This is a genomic window from Nocardia sp. NPDC055029 (genome assembly GCF_053608525.1).
In genome coordinates this window covers 35,077-50,115 of the sequence record NZ_JBSGVQ010000003.1, presented here as the reverse complement: position 1 = coordinate 50,115, position 15,039 = coordinate 35,077, and the positions used below count along the sequence as shown (strand labels likewise).

The 15,039-nt window shown below is 68.4% G+C and carries 19 protein-coding genes; 11 read left to right on the top strand and 8 right to left on the bottom strand.

All coding sequences use genetic code 11. From position 1 onward, the window contains the following. Positions 1-2: 2 nt before the first annotated feature. Positions 3-1,085 carry a lysylphosphatidylglycerol synthase transmembrane domain-containing protein gene (locus ACWF9G_RS03650; RefSeq protein WP_452513421.1) on the top strand — a complete coding sequence of 361 codons (1,083 nt, stop codon included), beginning with the start codon at positions 3-5 and terminating at the stop codon, positions 1,083-1,085. Between the two features lie 8 nt (positions 1,086-1,093). On the opposite strand, the gene ACWF9G_RS03645 is transcribed toward ACWF9G_RS03650, so the two are convergent. Together ACWF9G_RS03645 and ACWF9G_RS03640 are read right to left on the bottom strand one after the other, a co-directional pair. After that, positions 1,094-1,450 carry a DUF3054 domain-containing protein gene (locus ACWF9G_RS03645; protein WP_379305608.1) on the bottom strand — a complete coding sequence of 119 codons (357 nt, stop codon included), beginning with the start codon at positions 1,448-1,450 and terminating at the stop codon, positions 1,094-1,096. Between the two features lie 84 nt (positions 1,451-1,534). After that, complete coding sequence (locus ACWF9G_RS03640) at positions 1,535-3,214, bottom strand: NTF2-like N-terminal transpeptidase domain-containing protein (protein ID WP_379305610.1); 1,680 nt, start codon at positions 3,212-3,214, stop codon at positions 1,535-1,537. Positions 3,215-3,612: 398 nt separating this feature from the next. Here ACWF9G_RS03640 and ACWF9G_RS03635 point away from each other — a divergent pair, with 398 nt between their 5' ends. After that, a complete protein-coding gene (locus ACWF9G_RS03635) occupies positions 3,613-4,191 on the top strand; it encodes a hypothetical protein (protein WP_452513418.1) in 579 nt (192 codons plus the stop codon). Positions 4,192-4,210: 19 nt separating this feature from the next. Beyond that, positions 4,211-4,669 (top strand): type II 3-dehydroquinate dehydratase, encoded by a 459-nt coding sequence (gene aroQ, locus ACWF9G_RS03630; protein WP_452513416.1) that lies wholly within the window; start codon positions 4,211-4,213, stop codon positions 4,667-4,669. 97 nt (positions 4,670-4,766) lie between these two features. On the opposite strand, the gene ACWF9G_RS03625 is transcribed toward aroQ, so the two are convergent. Beyond that, positions 4,767-5,213 (bottom strand): nitroreductase/quinone reductase family protein, encoded by a 447-nt coding sequence (locus ACWF9G_RS03625; protein ID WP_379305723.1) that lies wholly within the window; start codon positions 5,211-5,213, stop codon positions 4,767-4,769. 181 nt (positions 5,214-5,394) lie between these two features. Between ACWF9G_RS03625 and ACWF9G_RS03620 the strand changes: the two genes are divergently transcribed. From ACWF9G_RS03620 to ACWF9G_RS03610, 3 genes are read left to right on the top strand one after another with little or no spacing between them, the layout of a single operon-like run. After that, positions 5,395-6,324 carry an ABC transporter ATP-binding protein gene (locus tag ACWF9G_RS03620; protein ID WP_452513414.1) on the top strand — a complete coding sequence of 310 codons (930 nt, stop codon included), beginning with the start codon at positions 5,395-5,397 and terminating at the stop codon, positions 6,322-6,324. Beyond that, entirely contained in the window at positions 6,321-7,157 is an 837-nt protein-coding gene (locus tag ACWF9G_RS03615; RefSeq protein ID WP_452513412.1) for an ABC transporter permease, read from the top strand. Before ACWF9G_RS03620 ends, ACWF9G_RS03615 begins: the two co-directional genes overlap by 4 nt. Next, a complete protein-coding gene (locus tag ACWF9G_RS03610; RefSeq protein WP_189034374.1) occupies positions 7,147-7,383 on the top strand; it encodes a helix-turn-helix transcriptional regulator in 237 nt (78 codons plus the stop codon). The genes ACWF9G_RS03615 and ACWF9G_RS03610 overlap by 11 nt, the downstream gene beginning before the upstream one ends. Positions 7,384-7,431: 48 nt before the next feature. Here the strand turns inward: ACWF9G_RS03610 and ACWF9G_RS03605 are convergent, their stop codons facing one another. Then, positions 7,432-8,361: an NAD(P)-dependent oxidoreductase gene (locus ACWF9G_RS03605; protein WP_452513410.1), complete on the bottom strand. Its 930-nt coding sequence runs from the start codon at positions 8,359-8,361 to the stop codon at positions 7,432-7,434. A gap of 93 nt (positions 8,362-8,454) precedes the next feature. Between ACWF9G_RS03605 and ACWF9G_RS03600 the strand changes: the two genes are divergently transcribed. Beyond that, the gene (locus ACWF9G_RS03600) at positions 8,455-8,838 is read left to right on the top strand and encodes a winged helix-turn-helix transcriptional regulator (RefSeq protein WP_379305620.1); all 384 of its coding nucleotides are present in this window, start codon (positions 8,455-8,457) and stop codon (positions 8,836-8,838) included. A gap of 45 nt (positions 8,839-8,883) precedes the next feature. Here the strand turns inward: ACWF9G_RS03600 and ACWF9G_RS03595 are convergent, their stop codons facing one another. After that, positions 8,884-10,011, bottom strand: coding sequence for a glycerate kinase (locus tag ACWF9G_RS03595; protein ID WP_379305622.1), 1,128 nt, complete (start codon positions 10,009-10,011; stop codon positions 8,884-8,886). 82 nt (positions 10,012-10,093) lie between these two features. Between ACWF9G_RS03595 and ACWF9G_RS03590 the strand changes: the two genes are divergently transcribed. Continuing rightward, a complete protein-coding gene (locus ACWF9G_RS03590) occupies positions 10,094-10,405 on the top strand; it encodes a GNAT family N-acetyltransferase (protein ID WP_379305624.1) in 312 nt (103 codons plus the stop codon). Here the strand turns inward: ACWF9G_RS03590 and ACWF9G_RS03585 are convergent. Next, positions 10,399-11,160 carry a lysophospholipid acyltransferase family protein gene (locus tag ACWF9G_RS03585; protein WP_452513407.1) on the bottom strand — a complete coding sequence of 254 codons (762 nt, stop codon included), beginning with the start codon at positions 11,158-11,160 and terminating at the stop codon, positions 10,399-10,401. The genes ACWF9G_RS03590 and ACWF9G_RS03585 overlap by 7 nt on opposite strands. Positions 11,161-11,266: 106 nt before the next feature. Between ACWF9G_RS03585 and ACWF9G_RS03580 the strand changes: the two genes are divergently transcribed. The 3 genes from ACWF9G_RS03580 (at position 11,267) to ACWF9G_RS03570 (ending at position 13,178) form a co-directional block, all read left to right on the top strand. Beyond that, a complete protein-coding gene (locus ACWF9G_RS03580) occupies positions 11,267-11,905 on the top strand; it encodes a YqgE/AlgH family protein (protein WP_379305628.1) in 639 nt (212 codons plus the stop codon). 68 nt (positions 11,906-11,973) lie between these two features. Beyond that, on the top strand, positions 11,974-12,483 hold the full coding sequence (locus ACWF9G_RS03575; protein ID WP_379305630.1) for a sigma-70 family RNA polymerase sigma factor: 510 nt from the start codon (positions 11,974-11,976) through the stop codon (positions 12,481-12,483). Then, entirely contained in the window at positions 12,480-13,178 is a 699-nt protein-coding gene (locus tag ACWF9G_RS03570; protein ID WP_452513405.1) for a zf-HC2 domain-containing protein, read from the top strand. Before ACWF9G_RS03575 ends, ACWF9G_RS03570 begins: the two co-directional genes overlap by 4 nt. A 51-nt stretch (positions 13,179-13,229) precedes the next feature. On the opposite strand, the gene ACWF9G_RS03565 is transcribed toward ACWF9G_RS03570, so the two are convergent. Both ACWF9G_RS03565 and ACWF9G_RS03560 read right to left on the bottom strand, forming a co-directional pair. Continuing rightward, entirely contained in the window at positions 13,230-14,012 is a 783-nt protein-coding gene (locus ACWF9G_RS03565) for an ABC transporter permease (protein WP_452513403.1), read from the bottom strand. Then, positions 14,009-14,968 carry an ATP-binding cassette domain-containing protein gene (locus ACWF9G_RS03560; protein ID WP_452513401.1) on the bottom strand — a complete coding sequence of 320 codons (960 nt, stop codon included), beginning with the start codon at positions 14,966-14,968 and terminating at the stop codon, positions 14,009-14,011. Before ACWF9G_RS03560 ends, ACWF9G_RS03565 begins: the two co-directional genes overlap by 4 nt. Positions 14,969-15,039: the final 71 nt, after the last annotated feature.

Here is a 15,039-nt window from a genome sequence, read left to right as displayed (position 1 = left end):
CGGTGACGGCCGAAGGCGACCTAACTGGCGAACCCGCCTCGCCCCCGGCCGAGCGCCGCGCCCGGTTCCGGTGGGTGAAATGGGTGCTCGGCGCGGTGCTGCTCATCCTGCTCGTCGGCGAAGGCATCTATCTGTGGCCGCGCCTGCACGAATCCTGGCGCACGCTCACCGAGATCCACTGGGGCTGGGTGGTCGTGTGCGTCGTGTTGCAGGCGATGTCGATGAGCGGGTTCGGCCGGGTACAGAAGCAGCTGCTGCACGCGGGCGGGGTCGACGTCAGCCAGCGCAAATCGGTGTCGGTGGTGTACGGCGCGACCGCGATGTCGGTGACGCTGCCCGCGGGCCAGGTCTTCTCCACCGCGTTCACCTACCGCCAGACCCGGCGCTGGGGTGCGAGCCCGATCGTCGCGTCCTGGCAGCTGGTCTTCTCGGGCGTGGTGGCCGCGGCCGGGCTCGCGCTGCTCGGCATCGCCGGTGCGGCGCTGGTCGGGAATCAGATCGGGCCCAAACTCATCGGGTCGCTGGTGATCTTGGCGGCGCTGCTGATCGCGGGCAATTATCTCGCCCGGCATCCCGGCACGCTCGAGGCGATGCTGCGCCGCGTGCTCGCGCTGGTGAACCGGATCCGCAAGAAGCCCGCCAATCACGGCATCGCGAAGCTGGCCGAGATCAGGGCCCAGCTCGAATCGGTCGACCTTGGCAAGAAGGACGCGGCGCTGGTCGGCTGCTGGGCGCTGGTGCACCGGTTCGCCGACGTGGCCTGTCTCGGCGCCGCCTGTTTCGCGGTCGGCGCCGATCCCAAGTTGTCCGGCCTGCTCATCGCGTTCACCGCGGGCAAGGCCGTCGGTTCCATCCCGTTCGCGCCGGGCGGCATCGTCTACGTCGACGCGACGCTGATCTACGGCCTCACCGCGGGCGCGGGTCTGCCCGCCTCCCAGGCTGTCGCCGCCGCGTTCGTCTACCGGTTCGTCAGCTTCATCCTGGTCGCGATCGTCGGCTGGATCGTCTTCGCGTTCCTGTTCCGCACACCGCAGGCCGACGACGCCGAGTACGAACAGGAGTTCAAGCAGCAGCGCCGAATCTGAACGGAGGTTCAGCGCAGCGCGCGGATGGCCGCTCGCCAACCCAGCAGGAACAGCGCGAGAACGCAGGCCGCCACGATCACGAAGCTCACGGCGACGCCCTGGCCGCTGACGGCGCGCAGCACCATGCCGCCGACGAGGGTGCCGAGCCAGATCAGGATTCCGCTCGGCCACAGCGCCGTCGCGTCGAAGCGGGTGTCGCGCGCGACCAGCACCGCCAGCGCCCAGCCGATCAGTAAGCCGATGCCGAAGGGCCACACGGTCTTCACGAGACCGGCGATGACCGCTTCATCGTGGCTGCGCCTTCCGATCGCGCAGAAGACAATCACCAACAGGACATCAGCGGCGAACGGTAGGAACTTCTTCACTGGAGCAGCCTAACCGGTCATGATCAACACCGAGACCGGCACAACGCCCACTGATCAGGGCAAACTCTGCACGCACACCCCGTTTTACGGCTCTGGCGCGGCCAGCGATTTCAGCAGCACCGCGGCGAGTCGCGACGTGGCGTCGCCGCTGTCGGCGTCGGCGATGTGCACTGCGAACACCAGATCGCCCATGGTGGCCAGCAGCCAGCCGTCGGGTCCGCCGGTCGCCGCGAACGCCGTGACATCGCGGAATCCGCGCAGCGCGGTGGTTTCCGGCCTGCCGATGCCCTCGTGCAGCATGCCGCGCAACCGGTCGACCGCGGGCTGGGTAAGGGCGGGAACCGGGGTGTCGGTGGTGCTCGGCTTGCCGTTCTCGATCATCGGCGGAACCACCGAGCCACGCGAGATCGCGGCCGCGGCGATCGCCATGCCGAACGGGCTGACCAGCACCGCGTCGGCGCCGGCGCCCTGGCGCACCTGCTCGGTGCTGCGGCCCGGCGCGCTGATCCGCCCGGTCACCTCGTCGAGCCCGTGCACCTTGAAGTCGACGCCGACACCGAGCGCGGTGGCCGCCTCGGCCGCCTCCTGCACCGACACATCCTGCGGCGCCTTGTTCTTGGCGGCCGCGGCGACCGCGCGGAACAGTTCCATGGTGCCGCCTGCCGGGAACAGCCCGGTGAACGCAATCGGGCCCTTCTCGGTGGCGTAGCTGTTCTGCGCGACCGCGACGACCGCACCGGTCGACGGCTGGATCGCGACGACCGAGGCAGGCGTGCCGACGCTGACCACCGCGTCCTCGGCCGCGCGCTGTAACCGCTGGTCCATGGTGGCGGAGATGTCCGGCCCCGCCGGGCCCTGATAGCCGGCGACCTGGTTGACGAACCGGCCGTCGGCCTCGAAGATCTGCACGCCCCAGCCCGAGGTGGTCTCCTGGCTGTCGTTCCACACCTCGCGCAGCGCGTCCAGCAGGGGCGACCAGGTGCGGCGGTCGGCGGAGATCAGCTTGGGCTGCTTCTCCATCACCACGCCGGGCACCGCGGCCATCCGCGGTTCCAGGATCGCGAAGTCGCCCTCACGCAGGTTGACCGCGACGACCGGCTTGCCCTGGGACGCGGCCAGCTGCTGCATCAGCGACGGGCCGGTGATCAGCGGCGCGACCGGTTCGATGGCGTCGGCCAGCGCGTTGGTCGACCCGACGAGGTCGCCGGTGCGGCTCGGATCGATCTTGATGACATTGATCGTCTGCTCGGTCATCAGCGCGTCACCGGACAGGTCGACGACCCGCGGCGGCGGCTTCGCGGTGGTGCGAACGAGCTTGACGGTGCGGTTGCCTGCCAGCTGGGGCATGATGACCGCGGGGTCCCAGGAGATCCGCCAGCCGATGGCGAGCTTGCGGACGGTGCCCTGCAGTGTGTAGGTCCAGTCCTTGTGCTCGCCGAAGTTCCAGGCGACGTCCATGCTGAAGATCGCCGACTGCGCGTCGAGATCGATGACCTGGGTCTGCTCGTAGTCGACCGTGCCGGTCGCCAGGCCCTCGAACATTTGCTTCATGGTTGCCGAAGCGGCGGCGGGGTACGAGGTCAGGTCGGCAGCCTTGGTGTAGTCCTGCTCGTCCAGCAGGTCGGTAAACCGCTGGACAACCGATTCCGACTCACTCGGCTTCCCACCCACCCCGCACGAGCACAGCGCGATGGCGAGGGTCGCAACCCCCGCGATCGCCATTGCGCCGCGGACGCGAAAGCGGCGGGATCCCCACACATCCATATCGCCCACTCTTCACTCTTGCCACTCCGGTAACAAATCCACCGTACCGGAAGTTGACCCGTCTCCGATGCCCCGGTATCACGGGACGCTACCCATCCTCAGCACCTTGATTGTGCCCGAAATCGCGCCCCGGTGAGGGGGTGTTTTCGAACCTCGCCCAGCCAGTGGCAACAACTGGCGCACTTACCGTACCGGCAGTCCCGCCGAGTCGCGCGGAACTCGGATCGTCCCGGCGATTCAACGCGAGGGTACCCAGGCCCGCCGACATCCAACCCCGGCGATGCCGGCGCGGATCACCCCGAATCCCTTCGTTCTCGCAGAGCATAAACCGCTACGCATATATCGGCGTAATCTTGTAATCATCGCAACGTGCGCAACAGAGATAGCAGGTGATTTCCATGCGGAACGCCCATCGCGAACGCGGATTCGGCCGGCCGGGCGGCTGGCAGCAAGCAGATCTCCCCGACCCGGCCGACGTCCCCGACTGGTTCGCCGGACGATTGCCCGACGACTGGTTCACCGGCCCGCCCGAGATCAATATCGACCGCGACGAGATCGTGGTCGTCGGCGAACTCCCGATCCCACAGCCCACATCCACCGAAGCCGACGCACCGCCGGTGTCGGCGGCGACGAAAGAAGGTGCGCTCGCGCGCTTCCGCGAGTCCACCCGCCCGGCCAGGATGCAGATCGCCGACGAGGCCCAGCGCCGCTACGGGCGCAGTGTCGCCTGGGGCGTCCGGGTCGACGGTGAGCGAATCCTGTTCACCCACCTCGCCGTTCCGGTGATGACCCGGCTGCGCCAGCCCGAACGCCAGGTCCTCGACACCCTGATCAACGCGGGCGTCGCCCGTTCCCGCGCCGACGCACTGGCCTGGACGGTGAAACTGGCGGGCAAGCACGCCGAGAGCTGGCTCGCCGAACTGCGCGAGGCCATGCGCAAGGTCGACGACCTGCGCTCGGAGGGCCCGCAGGGCTGAGTGAATTAAGGTGGCCTGCATGGCAGACACCGTGCAGGCCACCGGCCCGATTCTCGTGCTCAACGGGCCGAATCTGAACATGCTCGGCACCCGCCAGCCGCAGATCTACGGCGCCGACACCCTCGACGACGTGGTCGCGCTGTGCGAGCGGACCGCTGCCCGGTTCGGGCGCGAGGTCGTCGCGTTCCAGTCGAATCACGAAGGCGCCCTGATCGACCGGATTCAGCAGGCCCGCGGTGAGGTCTCGGCGATCGTCATCAATCCGGGTGGGCTCACCCATACCTCGGTGGCGTTGCGCGACGCCCTGGTGATTCCCGAGGTGCCGATCGTCGAGGTGCACATCAGCAATGTGCATGCCCGCGAGGAGTTCCGGCACCATTCGTTCGTCTCCCCGATCGCGACCGCGGTGATCGCGGGCCTCGGCATCCAGGGCTACGCCGCCGCGATCGAGTACTGTTCCGCCTCCCCGCGTATTTAGGCCAGACTCAGGCGCGAGCCCAGGAACGTTGGCGGCCGGCGGTTCGGTGGTTGTCGAGTTGGCTCGTGCCCGGCGAGTTACCCATGTGCTCGCCTGATCAGGCGAGACGGAATACCGGGAAGCCAGGGGCGATGGCAGCGAGCTGTTCGTCGGTGGCGTTCTTGTCGACACCTTCGAAGAACTTGCCGACCTCCCAGCCCCACTTCTCCAGGTAGAGCCGCAGCAGCGGGACCTTGTCGGCGTCGGCGACCTCCGTGGCGGCGAAGGGCTCCACCTTGCGGCCGAGACGCAGTTCGCCGTCGCCCGCGACGCGCAGGTTGCGCACCCACTGGGTGTGTCCGCGCGGGGCGACCAGGTAGCGCGCGCCGTCGGCGCCGGTCATCACGTTGACCATGGTGGTACGCCATTCCCCGCTCTTGCGGCCGCGCACGGCAAGCAGCCGCGAACCCATGACGCTGATCCCCAGCTTGGGCAGCAGGTTGGCGATCTTGTTCATGATCGGGTCGAAACCGGTGGGGCCGAGGTAGCGGGTGGCGTTGTCCATCTTGATCACTCCTGAACTGTGAGCACTGCTCTCTGTTGAGTACAAGCATGCAGGCAGCCCGATCGATTGTCAAGAGCAGTGCTCTCGTTATCTGAAATGTCCGATTCACATCGAAGTATTGCCGCAATGAAATGTAGTACGTATGCTACATATCATCGAAGGTCGATGACTGGGAGGACTCATGGCTTCGAGTAACGGCGTTGTTCTCGACGTCCAGCAACTACGGATGCGGTACGACGACACCGACGTCCTGAACGATGTGACATTTCAGGCCGAGCGCGGGGAGGTGCTCGTCATGCTCGGGCCCAACGGCGCGGGCAAAACCACCACGATCGAGATCCTCGAGGGGTTTCGCAGGAGGTCGGCCGGCCGGGTCGACGTGCTGGGGACCGATCCCGAACACGGTGACGAACAGTGGCGCGCGCGCATCGGCGTTGTGCTGCAATCCTGGCGTGATCACGCCAAATGGCGAGTGCGCGAACTACTTCAGCATCTCGGCTCGTTCTACTTTCCCTATTCGACCCAGCGCACCCACCGGCCGTGGGACACAGATGACCTCATCGAGCTGGTCGGCCTCACCGAGCACGCGGGCGCCAAGATCGCCACACTCTCCGGCGGCCAGCGCCGCAGGCTGGACGTGGCGATCGGCATCGTCGGCAAGCCCGACCTGCTGTTCATGGACGAACCGACCGCCGGCTTCGATCCGGCCGCGCGGCGCGACTTCCACGATCTGGTGCACCGGCTGGCCGACCTGGAGGAGACCACCGTCCTGCTCACCACGCACGACCTGGACGAGGCGGAGAAGCTCGCCGACCGGATCCTGATCCTGGCCGGTGGCCGCATCATCGCCGACGGGTCACCGGACGAACTGTCCCGCTCGATCGCAGGCGAAGCCCAGGTGAGCTGGACCGTCGACGGTCAGCGTTTCGTGCACACCACCACCGAGTCGACCAAGTACGTGCACGAGCTGTTCAAGCAGCACGGCGAGGCGATCGCCGATCTCGAGGTGCGCCGCGCCTCGCTCGAGGACACCTATATGACCCTGGTCCGGCGCGCGGAATCCGGCGAGGACGCCGCCGCGGTCCACACTCTCGCGGAGGTCACCCGATGAGCGCCACCCGGATCGGCATCGCCCGCGGCCTGATCGAGCTGCGGCAGAGCTACACCAATGCCCCCGATCTGATCGGCCAGTTCCTCACGCCCGCCATCAGCCTCGGCGTGCTGTTCCTGCTGCGCAACCGCATGTACGGCGACTCCGGACTGTCGATCGCCGAGCTTGCCGTGCCCGGCCTGCTCGGCAGCATCATCGCCTTCAACGGCATGTACGCGCTGCTCAACGTGCTGGTGCTGGATCGGGAGGACGGCACGCTACTGCGCGCCAAGGCGATACCGAAGGGCATGGCCGGCTACTTCACCGGCAAGATCGTGTCCACCGCGGGCTCGGTGACCGCGCAGGTCGTTATCGTGCTCGGTGTGGGCATGATGATCATCGGCGGCTCCTCGCTGAGCGGACTCGGCGCGGTGACGACCTTCGCGTGGGTGGTGGTGCTCGGCCTGCTGGCCGTGCTGCCGTTCGGCGCGATCCTCGGCAGCTTCCTCGACACCCGCACAGCGTTCCTGCTGACGATGCCGCTGATGGGCCTGATCGCGATCTCCGGCATCTTCTACCCGATCACCGCGCTGCCCGGCTGGCTGCAAGTGATGGGTCAGCTGTTCCCGATGTACTGGCTCGGCCTCGGTATGCGCTCGGCGCTGCTGCCCGCCGACGCGGCCGCCATCGAGATCGACCAGTCCTGGCGGCATCTGGAAACCGTTGCGGTGCTGGGTGTCTGGGCCGTGGTCGGCCTGATCGTCGCCCCGATCGTGCTGCGGCGCATGGCCGGTCACGAATCCGGATCGACCATGGCGGCCCGCAGGGACAAGGCGATGCAGCGTGCCTTCTGAGGTCATCTACAACCGCATCGCGATGCTGCGCGCCGAGCGCGGCATCTCGCGGCGGGACCTGGCCGAGGCACTCGGCGTGCACTACCAGACCGTCGGCTACCTCGAACGGGGCGAATACAGCCCCAGCCTGCATCTAGCCCTGCGGATCGCGGCGTATTTCGAGGTGGCGGTGGAGGTGGTGTTCTCCACCGAACCGTTCCCCCGGTTGGGCGCCGAGACCGCATGACACGGCACCCGCCCGGCACCTCGTGTGCCGGGCGGAGTCGTCGTCGGATCAGTCCGTGCCGCGGATCAATTCGTAGGTCGACACCGGTTTGCCCGCCGCCTCGCTGGCCTCGACCGCCTTGCGCCAGTACTGCTGCGACAGATGCGAGAACCCCGCGTCGACGCCGACTTCCTCGCTGGCGTCGATGATGTGCTGCGCGCCGGCGACCATCATCTTCAGTGTCGCCAGATCCGCCCAGCCGCCGTTCTGGTTGGCGACCGAGAACTGCTCCATGAAGTACGGGTACGCCTCGCTGGAGCGGATCGCGAACGGCACGAACTGGGCGATGTCGTGACCGGACTTCGCGATCATCGCGGTCGCCTGGTCGAAGGACAGCAGCCAGGGGTGGAAGGTGATCAATAGCGCCTGGTAGAAGACCTGCGCGAGGCCGTCGTCGGCGCCGAGGTACTCCTGCGGGCTGAGCGGGCGCAGCAGCTCGGCGTGCGCGTCGAACACCGCCTTCGGGCCGCTGTAGAAGATGTAGGACGCGGGATGTTCGATATTGTCGCCCGCCGACATCACCCCGCCGGAGAGGAACTCCGCGCCGCGTTCGCGGACCCAGGCCGCACCGGCCCGCGCCTTCTCCGGCGAATCCGACGACAGGTTGGCGATCACCTTGCCCGCCAAGGCTTCCGGCGCCTGACCGAGGACGTCGTACATGGCGGCGTAGTGGGTCAGGCTCAGCACCGACACCTCGTTCGCGGCGAGCGCCTCGGCCACCGAGTCGGCGCGTTTCGCGCCGAGCTCCACCATCGCGTCGACCTTCGCCGTGCTGCGGTTCCACACGGTGACCTCGACGCCGGCCGCCAGGAAGGCCCTGACCATGGCCTGGCCCATCGGGCCGAGACCGAGGACGGATACGGAACGGGTCTTGCTCTGCTCGGACATGTACTGCCCTTTCGGTTCTCGATGCTTGCTGGTTGCGGCGCCGAGATCCATGGTGGTCGCGCGGGTATCGTCGGGGAAGACCGAACGTCGACGTGCGGTTGCTTACCCAGAGGTTCGAAATACGGTCAGAAGGGTGCACCGGACATGAGCAGTGACGCGGATCACGATGTGTGTGGCATGAGCCTGGCCATCGACGTCGTCGGCGGCAAGTGGCGACTGCACCTGATGTGGGTGCTCGGCAGCGGACCGCAGCGGTTCGGGCAGATCAGGCGCATGCTCGACGGGGTGAGCGAGAAGGTGCTCGCGGAGAACCTGCGGCACCTCGAGAGCACGGGCGTGGTGCACCGGGAGATCTATCCCGAGATCCCGCCGCGGGTGGAGTACTCGCTGACCGATCTCGGGGAAACCCTGCGGCTGGCGCTGGTACCGCTCGAGGCGTGGGGCGACGCGCACCGCGTCGCACTCACCGCGAACACCCGCACCCAGGCACCGGTCGCGCCGGTGCGCACTGCCACTGTCGCGATGTGATGCGGCGCGCCGGGCGGGCGCGAGCGACGCGGTCCGGCTAGGGGATCACCAGCGCTCCAAAGCAATCCGCTCACCGACCCGTTCGAGCAGTGCCGCCGCGTTCCTGATCGACAGGCGCGGATTGGGTTCGAGATCGCTGAGCGCGTAGCACCCGGCGAATCCGGCGGCACGGATCTCGCCGGGAGACAACAGCGTTCGCCCGACGGCGGCGACCACCGGGACACCGGCGGCCTTGGCCGCCGCGGCGACTCCGACCGGCGCCTTGCCGTGCATGCTCTGATGGTCCAGCGACCCCTCGCCGGTGACCACCAGCGTGGCGCCGTCCACCAGGGCGGGGAATTTCAGCAGGTCGAGCAGCACATCGATACCGCTGCGAACCTGCGCGCCGAGGACGGCCAGCACACCGAATCCGGTACCGCCCGCCGCGCCCGACCCACCGATCTCGGCATAGCCGGTGCCGAGCACCGCGGCCCAATTGGTCAGCGCCGCTTCCAGTTCCCGCATCTGCGCCTGGTCGGCGCCCTTCTGCGGCGCGTACACCGCGACCGCACCAGCGGGGCCGAGTAGCGGATTGTCCACATCGCAGGCCAGCGTGAATCTGGTCTGCGCGATCGCCGGGTGCAGCCCGGACCGATCGACCGTGACCACGCTGCTGAGCAGGGCGACCACATCGCTGGGTGCACCGCCCAACTCGCGCCCGTCCCGGTCGAGCAGGCGCAGCCCGAGCGCGCGCAGCAGGCCGGCGCCACCGTCGGTGGACGCGCTGCCGCCGAGCCCGAGCACCACCTCGCGGGCGCCGTTGTCGAGCGCGTGCGCGACCACGACACCGAGGCCGAAGGTGTTCGCCCCGATCGGGTCGAGCCTGCCGCCGGGCAGCTTGGCCACCCCGACCGCGGCCGCCAGTTCGACGACGGCGGTGTCACCACGCACGGCGTAGACCGCGCGCTCCGGCGCACCGGTCGGGCCCGGCGCCGGCACCTCGACCCGCTGCCAGCCCGCCGCGACGAAGGCGTCGACCATCCCGTCCCCGCCGTCGGCCACCGGCACGCACTGCACGTCGGCGCCCGGCGCGCGGCGATGGATCCCGGTCGCCAGCGCCGCGGCGACCTCGGGCGCGGTGAGCGAACCCTTGAACTTGTCGGGGGCGAGCACCACACGTGGTCGGTCCGTCATCCCGACATTGTCACGGCTCCGGCCCGAACCCGCCATACGCAGACCACACCGGCCCGGCCGCTGACCGGGGTAGTTTCGACGCATGGCGACCGAGGTCCGCAACAACACCGCGCTCGAGCGGTTCGAACTCACCGCCGACGGGGCTCCCGCCGGCTATATCGAGTACCAGGACACCGGGGCCGAGCGTGCCCTCGTGCACACCGAGATCTATCCCCGGTTCGAGGGTCAGGGCATGGCGAACGCGCTCACCCAGGCCGCGCTCGACACCAGCCGCGCCGAAGGATTCGGCGTGCTGCCGCTGTGTCCGGTGGTCCTGCATTTCGTCAAGACCCATCCCGCCTACATCTCGCTGGTGCCGCAGCGGGCCAGGGAGCTGTTCGGGCTGCCTCAGTAGCTCGCGACGGCACCGTCGACGGCCAGCTGCAATTCCTCCTTGACCAGCCGGGCGATGTCGGCGGGCCGCTGCGGCAGCTCCAGCACCGGCGCACGGAACATGAATCGCGCCGAGACGGCCTCCTCCGCGGTGGGTTCCACCGTCGGATCGGGTCGCGGTCCGTAGCTCATCGCGATGGCGACCAGCGCGGGCGGCGCGTTCAGCTTGGCCGCGCGGAACGCGATATGACCGATCCCGCTGCCGACGGGCTGCACCTTCGCCGGATCGACGTGGTTGCAGGTGCCCTCGGGGAAGACCGCCAGGTGATCACCGGCGGCCAGGCGCTGCGCGCAGATGTCCATCATGCGCTGACCTGCGGCGTTGACGGCCCTGATGCCGTGGTCGCGCCCGCGGAAGACGGGGATGCCGCCCATCATGTCGACCTTGCGGCGCTGGTCGGGATCGATGAACAGTTCGTCCTTGGCCAGCACCCGCACCCGGCCGATCCGTCGGCGCAACGGTGAGTACCACGCGGTCGCCGCGACGGTGTACGGGTCGTTGTTCGACAGGTGATTGATCGCGTAGACGACCGGGCGGCCGCTGCGGATCAGCGCCTCGAGCTGTTGTTTCGCGTCATCGGCGAAGGCCACCCGCGGCCGGAACCGGCGGGCCAGGATGGCATAGCCACCCAGCGCCTTCCAGCGATTCTGCTGATGTCGCAGGTAGTAGTCGTACACGGCGTCGCTGTTCTCGAGCAGGACCTCGGGCGAGTGCATGCCGCGACCCTACCGGGCGCGCCCGCGACCGTTTCGGCGAGAATATTTCCGGTCCAGAGCGGTCCGCGGGGAGCGCGCGACACCGTACCAATGCGATGATGGCTCGGTGGCACGCGGAGACGACCCGGACGAGCGCCGGACTCGCGACGGGCACGGCGATGACCGGCGGCGCGGGCACCCCGCGGTGGGCGTCCGCGCCGGCAACCTGCTGGTGTCGGCGATCGACCTGGTTGAACCGACTTTCCGGCGGACCGTGGTGTACGTCATCGAGCACAACGACGCGGGCAGTCTCGGCGTGGTGCTGAACCGGCCGAGCGAGACCCCGGTGCGCGATGTGCTCCCGCTGTGGGCCGAGCTGGCCGCCACCCCGACCGACCTGTACATCGGCGGTCCGGTGAAACGGGACGCGGCCCTGTGCCTCGGCACGCTGCGGACCGGCGCCGACATCACCGATGTGCGCGGGCTGCGCCGGGTCGACGGCCGGGTGGTGCTGGTCGACCTGGACGCCGATCCCGCCGAGATCGGCCCGCTGGTCGAGGGCATCCGGATCTTCGCGGGCTACGCGGGCTGGTCGATGGGCCAGCTCGACGGCGAACTCGACAACGACGACTGGGTCGTTGTCTCGGCGCTGCCGTCGGATCCGCTCGCCACCGACCGCCACGACCTCTGGGCGAGCGTGCTGCGGCGCCAGCCGCTGCCGCTGGCCCTGCTGGCGACGCACCCGATTGAACTCGAACGCAACTGATCCCGTTACTCCTTCGACAGAGCAGGAGTGACACCATGAATATCGACGAGCAGTGACCCGGACCGCCGATGGACGACGGTCGCGACGAACTGATGCGCGCGCTCTACGCCGAGCACGCTCCCGCACTCTGGCGTTTCACCCTCGGCCTGGTGCGCGATCCCGGCCGGGCCGAGGACATCGTGCAGGAGACGTTGCTGCGGGCCTGGCAGCGGCCCGCGGTGCTGGAACAGACCGAGACCTCACCGCGCGCGTGGTTGTTCACCGTGGCACGTAACCTCGCCGTCGACGAGCACCGCAGCGCGCGCCACCGCCGCGAGTTCGGCACCGACACACCGCCGGAGCAGGTCAGCCCCGACCAGTCCGACCGGGCGCTGGACGGCTGGCTGGTCGCCGACGCGCTGAGCAAGCTGAGCCCGGATCATCGCGAGGTGATCGTGCGCGCCTACTATCGCGGACTCGGGATGGCACAGATCGCCGACGAGCTCGGCATTCCGCCGGGGACGGTGAAGTCGCGCCTGCACTACGGCATGCGCGCGATGCGCCTGGCGTTACAGGAGATGGGGGTGACGAACAGATGACCGATCTCTCCGACGAGTACAGCACCTGGGATGCCGCCTACGTCCTCGGCTCCCTCGGTGCCACCGAGCGCCGCGAATACGAAGCGCACCTGCACGATTGCCCGCACTGCCAGGCTGCGGTCGCCGAGCTGGCGGGCCTGCCTGGCATGTTCGCCCTCGTCGATCGCGATACCGCGCTGTCGATGATCGAATCGCCCGAACCCGCGTCCCCACCGGTACCCGACCTGCTCCCCTCACTGGCCGCGGCGGCCGCACAGCGTCGCAGGCGCCGCCGCTGGCTCGGGATCGGCACCGCGGTCGCGACCGCCGCCGCCGCGGTGGCGATCGCCGTGCCGGTGACGGTTACCGTCGCGGGCCCCGGCACCTCCACCGAACAGGTCGTCGCCCAGCAGCAGATGCAGGCCGTCGTACAGACCCCGATCAGCGCCTCGGTGAAACTGGTCCGCGACGGCGACCGCACCCGCCTGGTGATGATCTGCAGCTACGGCGGCGTCGACTACGGCTACGGCACCACCTGGACCTACGGCCTGGTCGTGACAGCGGACGACAAACGCATCCCCCTCGACCAATGGCCAGCGGGCCCCGGCACGGAACTGACGGTGGACCGCACCATCGACGCCCCACCGGAATCCATCAGCACCATCGAGATCACCTCGATCGACTCCGGCCGCACAGTCCTGGTCGCCCAGGTCTGAACGCAGAACGGTCCGGCCTTGCGGGCCGGACCGTTTGCTGGGCAGAGACTTTCAGCTCGCTTGCTTGCGGAAGATGGACTTGGACCAGAGGTAGCCGCCGCCTGCGATGACCGCGCACCAGGCCAGCGAAACCCAGCCGTTGGCGCCGATCTCGGTGCCCATCAGGAGACCACGCAGGGTTTCGGTGATGGGGGTGAAGGGCTGGTATTCGGCGAACTGGCGCAGGCCGATCGGCATGGTGTCGGTGGCGACAAGGCCGCTGCCGAGGAACGGCATCATCACGATCGGAAACGGTGCGTTGCTCGCGCTTTCGGGATTGGGCGAGAGCAGGCCGAGGGCGACGGCGAGCCAGGTGAACGCGAAGGTCACCAGGGTGAGCAGACCGAAGGCGGCCACCCATTCGACGAGGTTCGCGTTCGGCCGGAAGCCGATCAGCAGCGCGATGCCGGTCATCACGGCCATGCCACCCAGCGCCTGGATGAGCGAGCCGAGCACGTGCCCGGTGAGCATCGACGATTGCGAGATCGCCATCACCCGAAAGCGATTCACGATGCCCTTGCTCTTGTCGGTGGCGATCGAGACGGCCACCGACACGGTCATGTACGCGGGCAGCAACAGCAGCATGCCCGGCGCCAGGTAGTCGATGTACTCGCCGCCGGAGGACTTCTCCAGCGCCCCACCGAAGACGTAGTTGAAGACAAGCAGCAGCACGGTCGGCATGATCAGGATGCCGAAGATCATGCTCGGATAGCGCTTGGCGTGGATGATGTTGCGCCGCAACATCGTCATCGTGTCGGCGAAGGCGTGCTTGTTCGCAACGGTGTGGGTGCTCATGCCAGAGACTCCTGCTCGATGGTGGCGCGGCCGGTGAGGGTGAGGAAGACGTCGTCGAGATTCGGGGTGTGTACGGAAATGCCGCCCGCTTCGATGTTTTCGGCATCGAGCAGATCGAGCACGGCGCGCAGCGAGCGCACGCCGCCGTCGCTCGGCACGGCGAGGGTGAGGCCGTCGCCGCCGTCGAGCACCCGCGCGGACGGGCCGAGCGCGTACTCGGCCGCGGCCAGGGCGGCCTGATCGGCGAAGTCGATGCGGATATGGCCGCCGGGAATCAGCCGCTTCAGTTCCGCTGCAGTGCCTTCGGCGACGATGCGGCCGTGGTCGAGCACCGCGATGCGGTCGGCCAGCTGGTCGGCCTCCTCGAGGTACTGGGTGGTGAGGAAGACGGTGACGCCGAGGTCGTCGACCAGGCCGCGGATGATGTCCCAGATGGCGCGGCGGCTGCGCGGGTCGAGGCCGGTGGTCGGCTCGTCGAGGAAGATCACCCGTGGGTTCCCGACCAGCGTCATGGCCAGATCGAGCCTGCGGGTCATGCCGCCGGAGTAGGTGCTTGCCGGCTTGTCGGCCGCCTCGACCAGGTCGAAGCGTTCGAGCAGTTCGGTGGCCAGGCTGCGGGTGTCGCGGCGGGACAGGTGGTTCAGGTCGCCCATCATGTGCAGGTTCTCGCGGCCGGTCAGCAGTTCGTCGACGGCGGCGAACTGCCCGGTGACGCCGATCAGCTCACGCACGCCCTCCCGGTCGTGCACCACGTCGTAGCCGCCGACCGCGATCTCGCCGCCGTCGGCGCCGATCAGCGTGGTGAGGATCTGCACCGTGGTGGTCTTGCCGGCGCCGTTGGGGCCGAGCAGGGAGAAGATCGTGCCCTCGGCGACGGTGAGGTCGATGCCGTCGAGAACCGTGTGGTCGCCGTAGGCCTTGCGCAGGCCTCGTGCCGTGATGGCCGAGTTGACCATGGTCGTCCCTTTCCAGAGAATTTCATTCATTACTGCGAATAAGTGCATGAGTCATCGACACAGCCCCCAGG

Excerpts from the sequence above, each read along its gene's own strand:
- ACWF9G_RS03640 (WP_379305610.1), bottom strand. The coding sequence starts at position 3,214 with ATGGATGTGTGGGGATCCCGCCGCTTTCGCGTCCGCGGCGCAATGGCG.
- ACWF9G_RS03600 (WP_379305620.1), top strand. The coding sequence starts at position 8,455 with ATGAGCAGTGACGCGGATCACGATGTGTGTGGCATGAGCCTGGCCATC.
- ACWF9G_RS03595 (WP_379305622.1), bottom strand. The coding sequence starts at position 10,011 with ATGACGGACCGACCACGTGTGGTGCTCGCCCCCGACAAGTTCAAGGGT.
- ACWF9G_RS03570 (WP_452513405.1), top strand. The coding sequence starts at position 12,480 with ATGACCGATCTCTCCGACGAGTACAGCACCTGGGATGCCGCCTACGTC.
- ACWF9G_RS03565 (WP_452513403.1), bottom strand. The coding sequence starts at position 14,012 with ATGAGCACCCACACCGTTGCGAACAAGCACGCCTTCGCCGACACGATG.
- aroQ (WP_452513416.1), top strand. The coding sequence starts at position 4,211 with ATGGCAGACACCGTGCAGGCCACCGGCCCGATTCTCGTGCTCAACGGG.
- ACWF9G_RS03575 (WP_379305630.1), top strand. The coding sequence starts at position 11,974 with ATGGACGACGGTCGCGACGAACTGATGCGCGCGCTCTACGCCGAGCAC.
- ACWF9G_RS03615 (WP_452513412.1), top strand. The coding sequence starts at position 6,321 with ATGAGCGCCACCCGGATCGGCATCGCCCGCGGCCTGATCGAGCTGCGG.
- ACWF9G_RS03635 (WP_452513418.1), top strand. The coding sequence starts at position 3,613 with ATGCGGAACGCCCATCGCGAACGCGGATTCGGCCGGCCGGGCGGCTGG.
- ACWF9G_RS03620 (WP_452513414.1), top strand. The coding sequence starts at position 5,395 with ATGGCTTCGAGTAACGGCGTTGTTCTCGACGTCCAGCAACTACGGATG.
- ACWF9G_RS03585 (WP_452513407.1), bottom strand. The coding sequence starts at position 11,160 with ATGCACTCGCCCGAGGTCCTGCTCGAGAACAGCGACGCCGTGTACGAC.
- ACWF9G_RS03560 (WP_452513401.1), bottom strand. The coding sequence starts at position 14,968 with ATGGTCAACTCGGCCATCACGGCACGAGGCCTGCGCAAGGCCTACGGC.
- ACWF9G_RS03590 (WP_379305624.1), top strand. The coding sequence starts at position 10,094 with ATGGCGACCGAGGTCCGCAACAACACCGCGCTCGAGCGGTTCGAACTC.
- ACWF9G_RS03605 (WP_452513410.1), bottom strand. The coding sequence starts at position 8,361 with ATGGATCTCGGCGCCGCAACCAGCAAGCATCGAGAACCGAAAGGGCAG.
- ACWF9G_RS03625 (WP_379305723.1), bottom strand. The coding sequence starts at position 5,213 with ATGGACAACGCCACCCGCTACCTCGGCCCCACCGGTTTCGACCCGATC.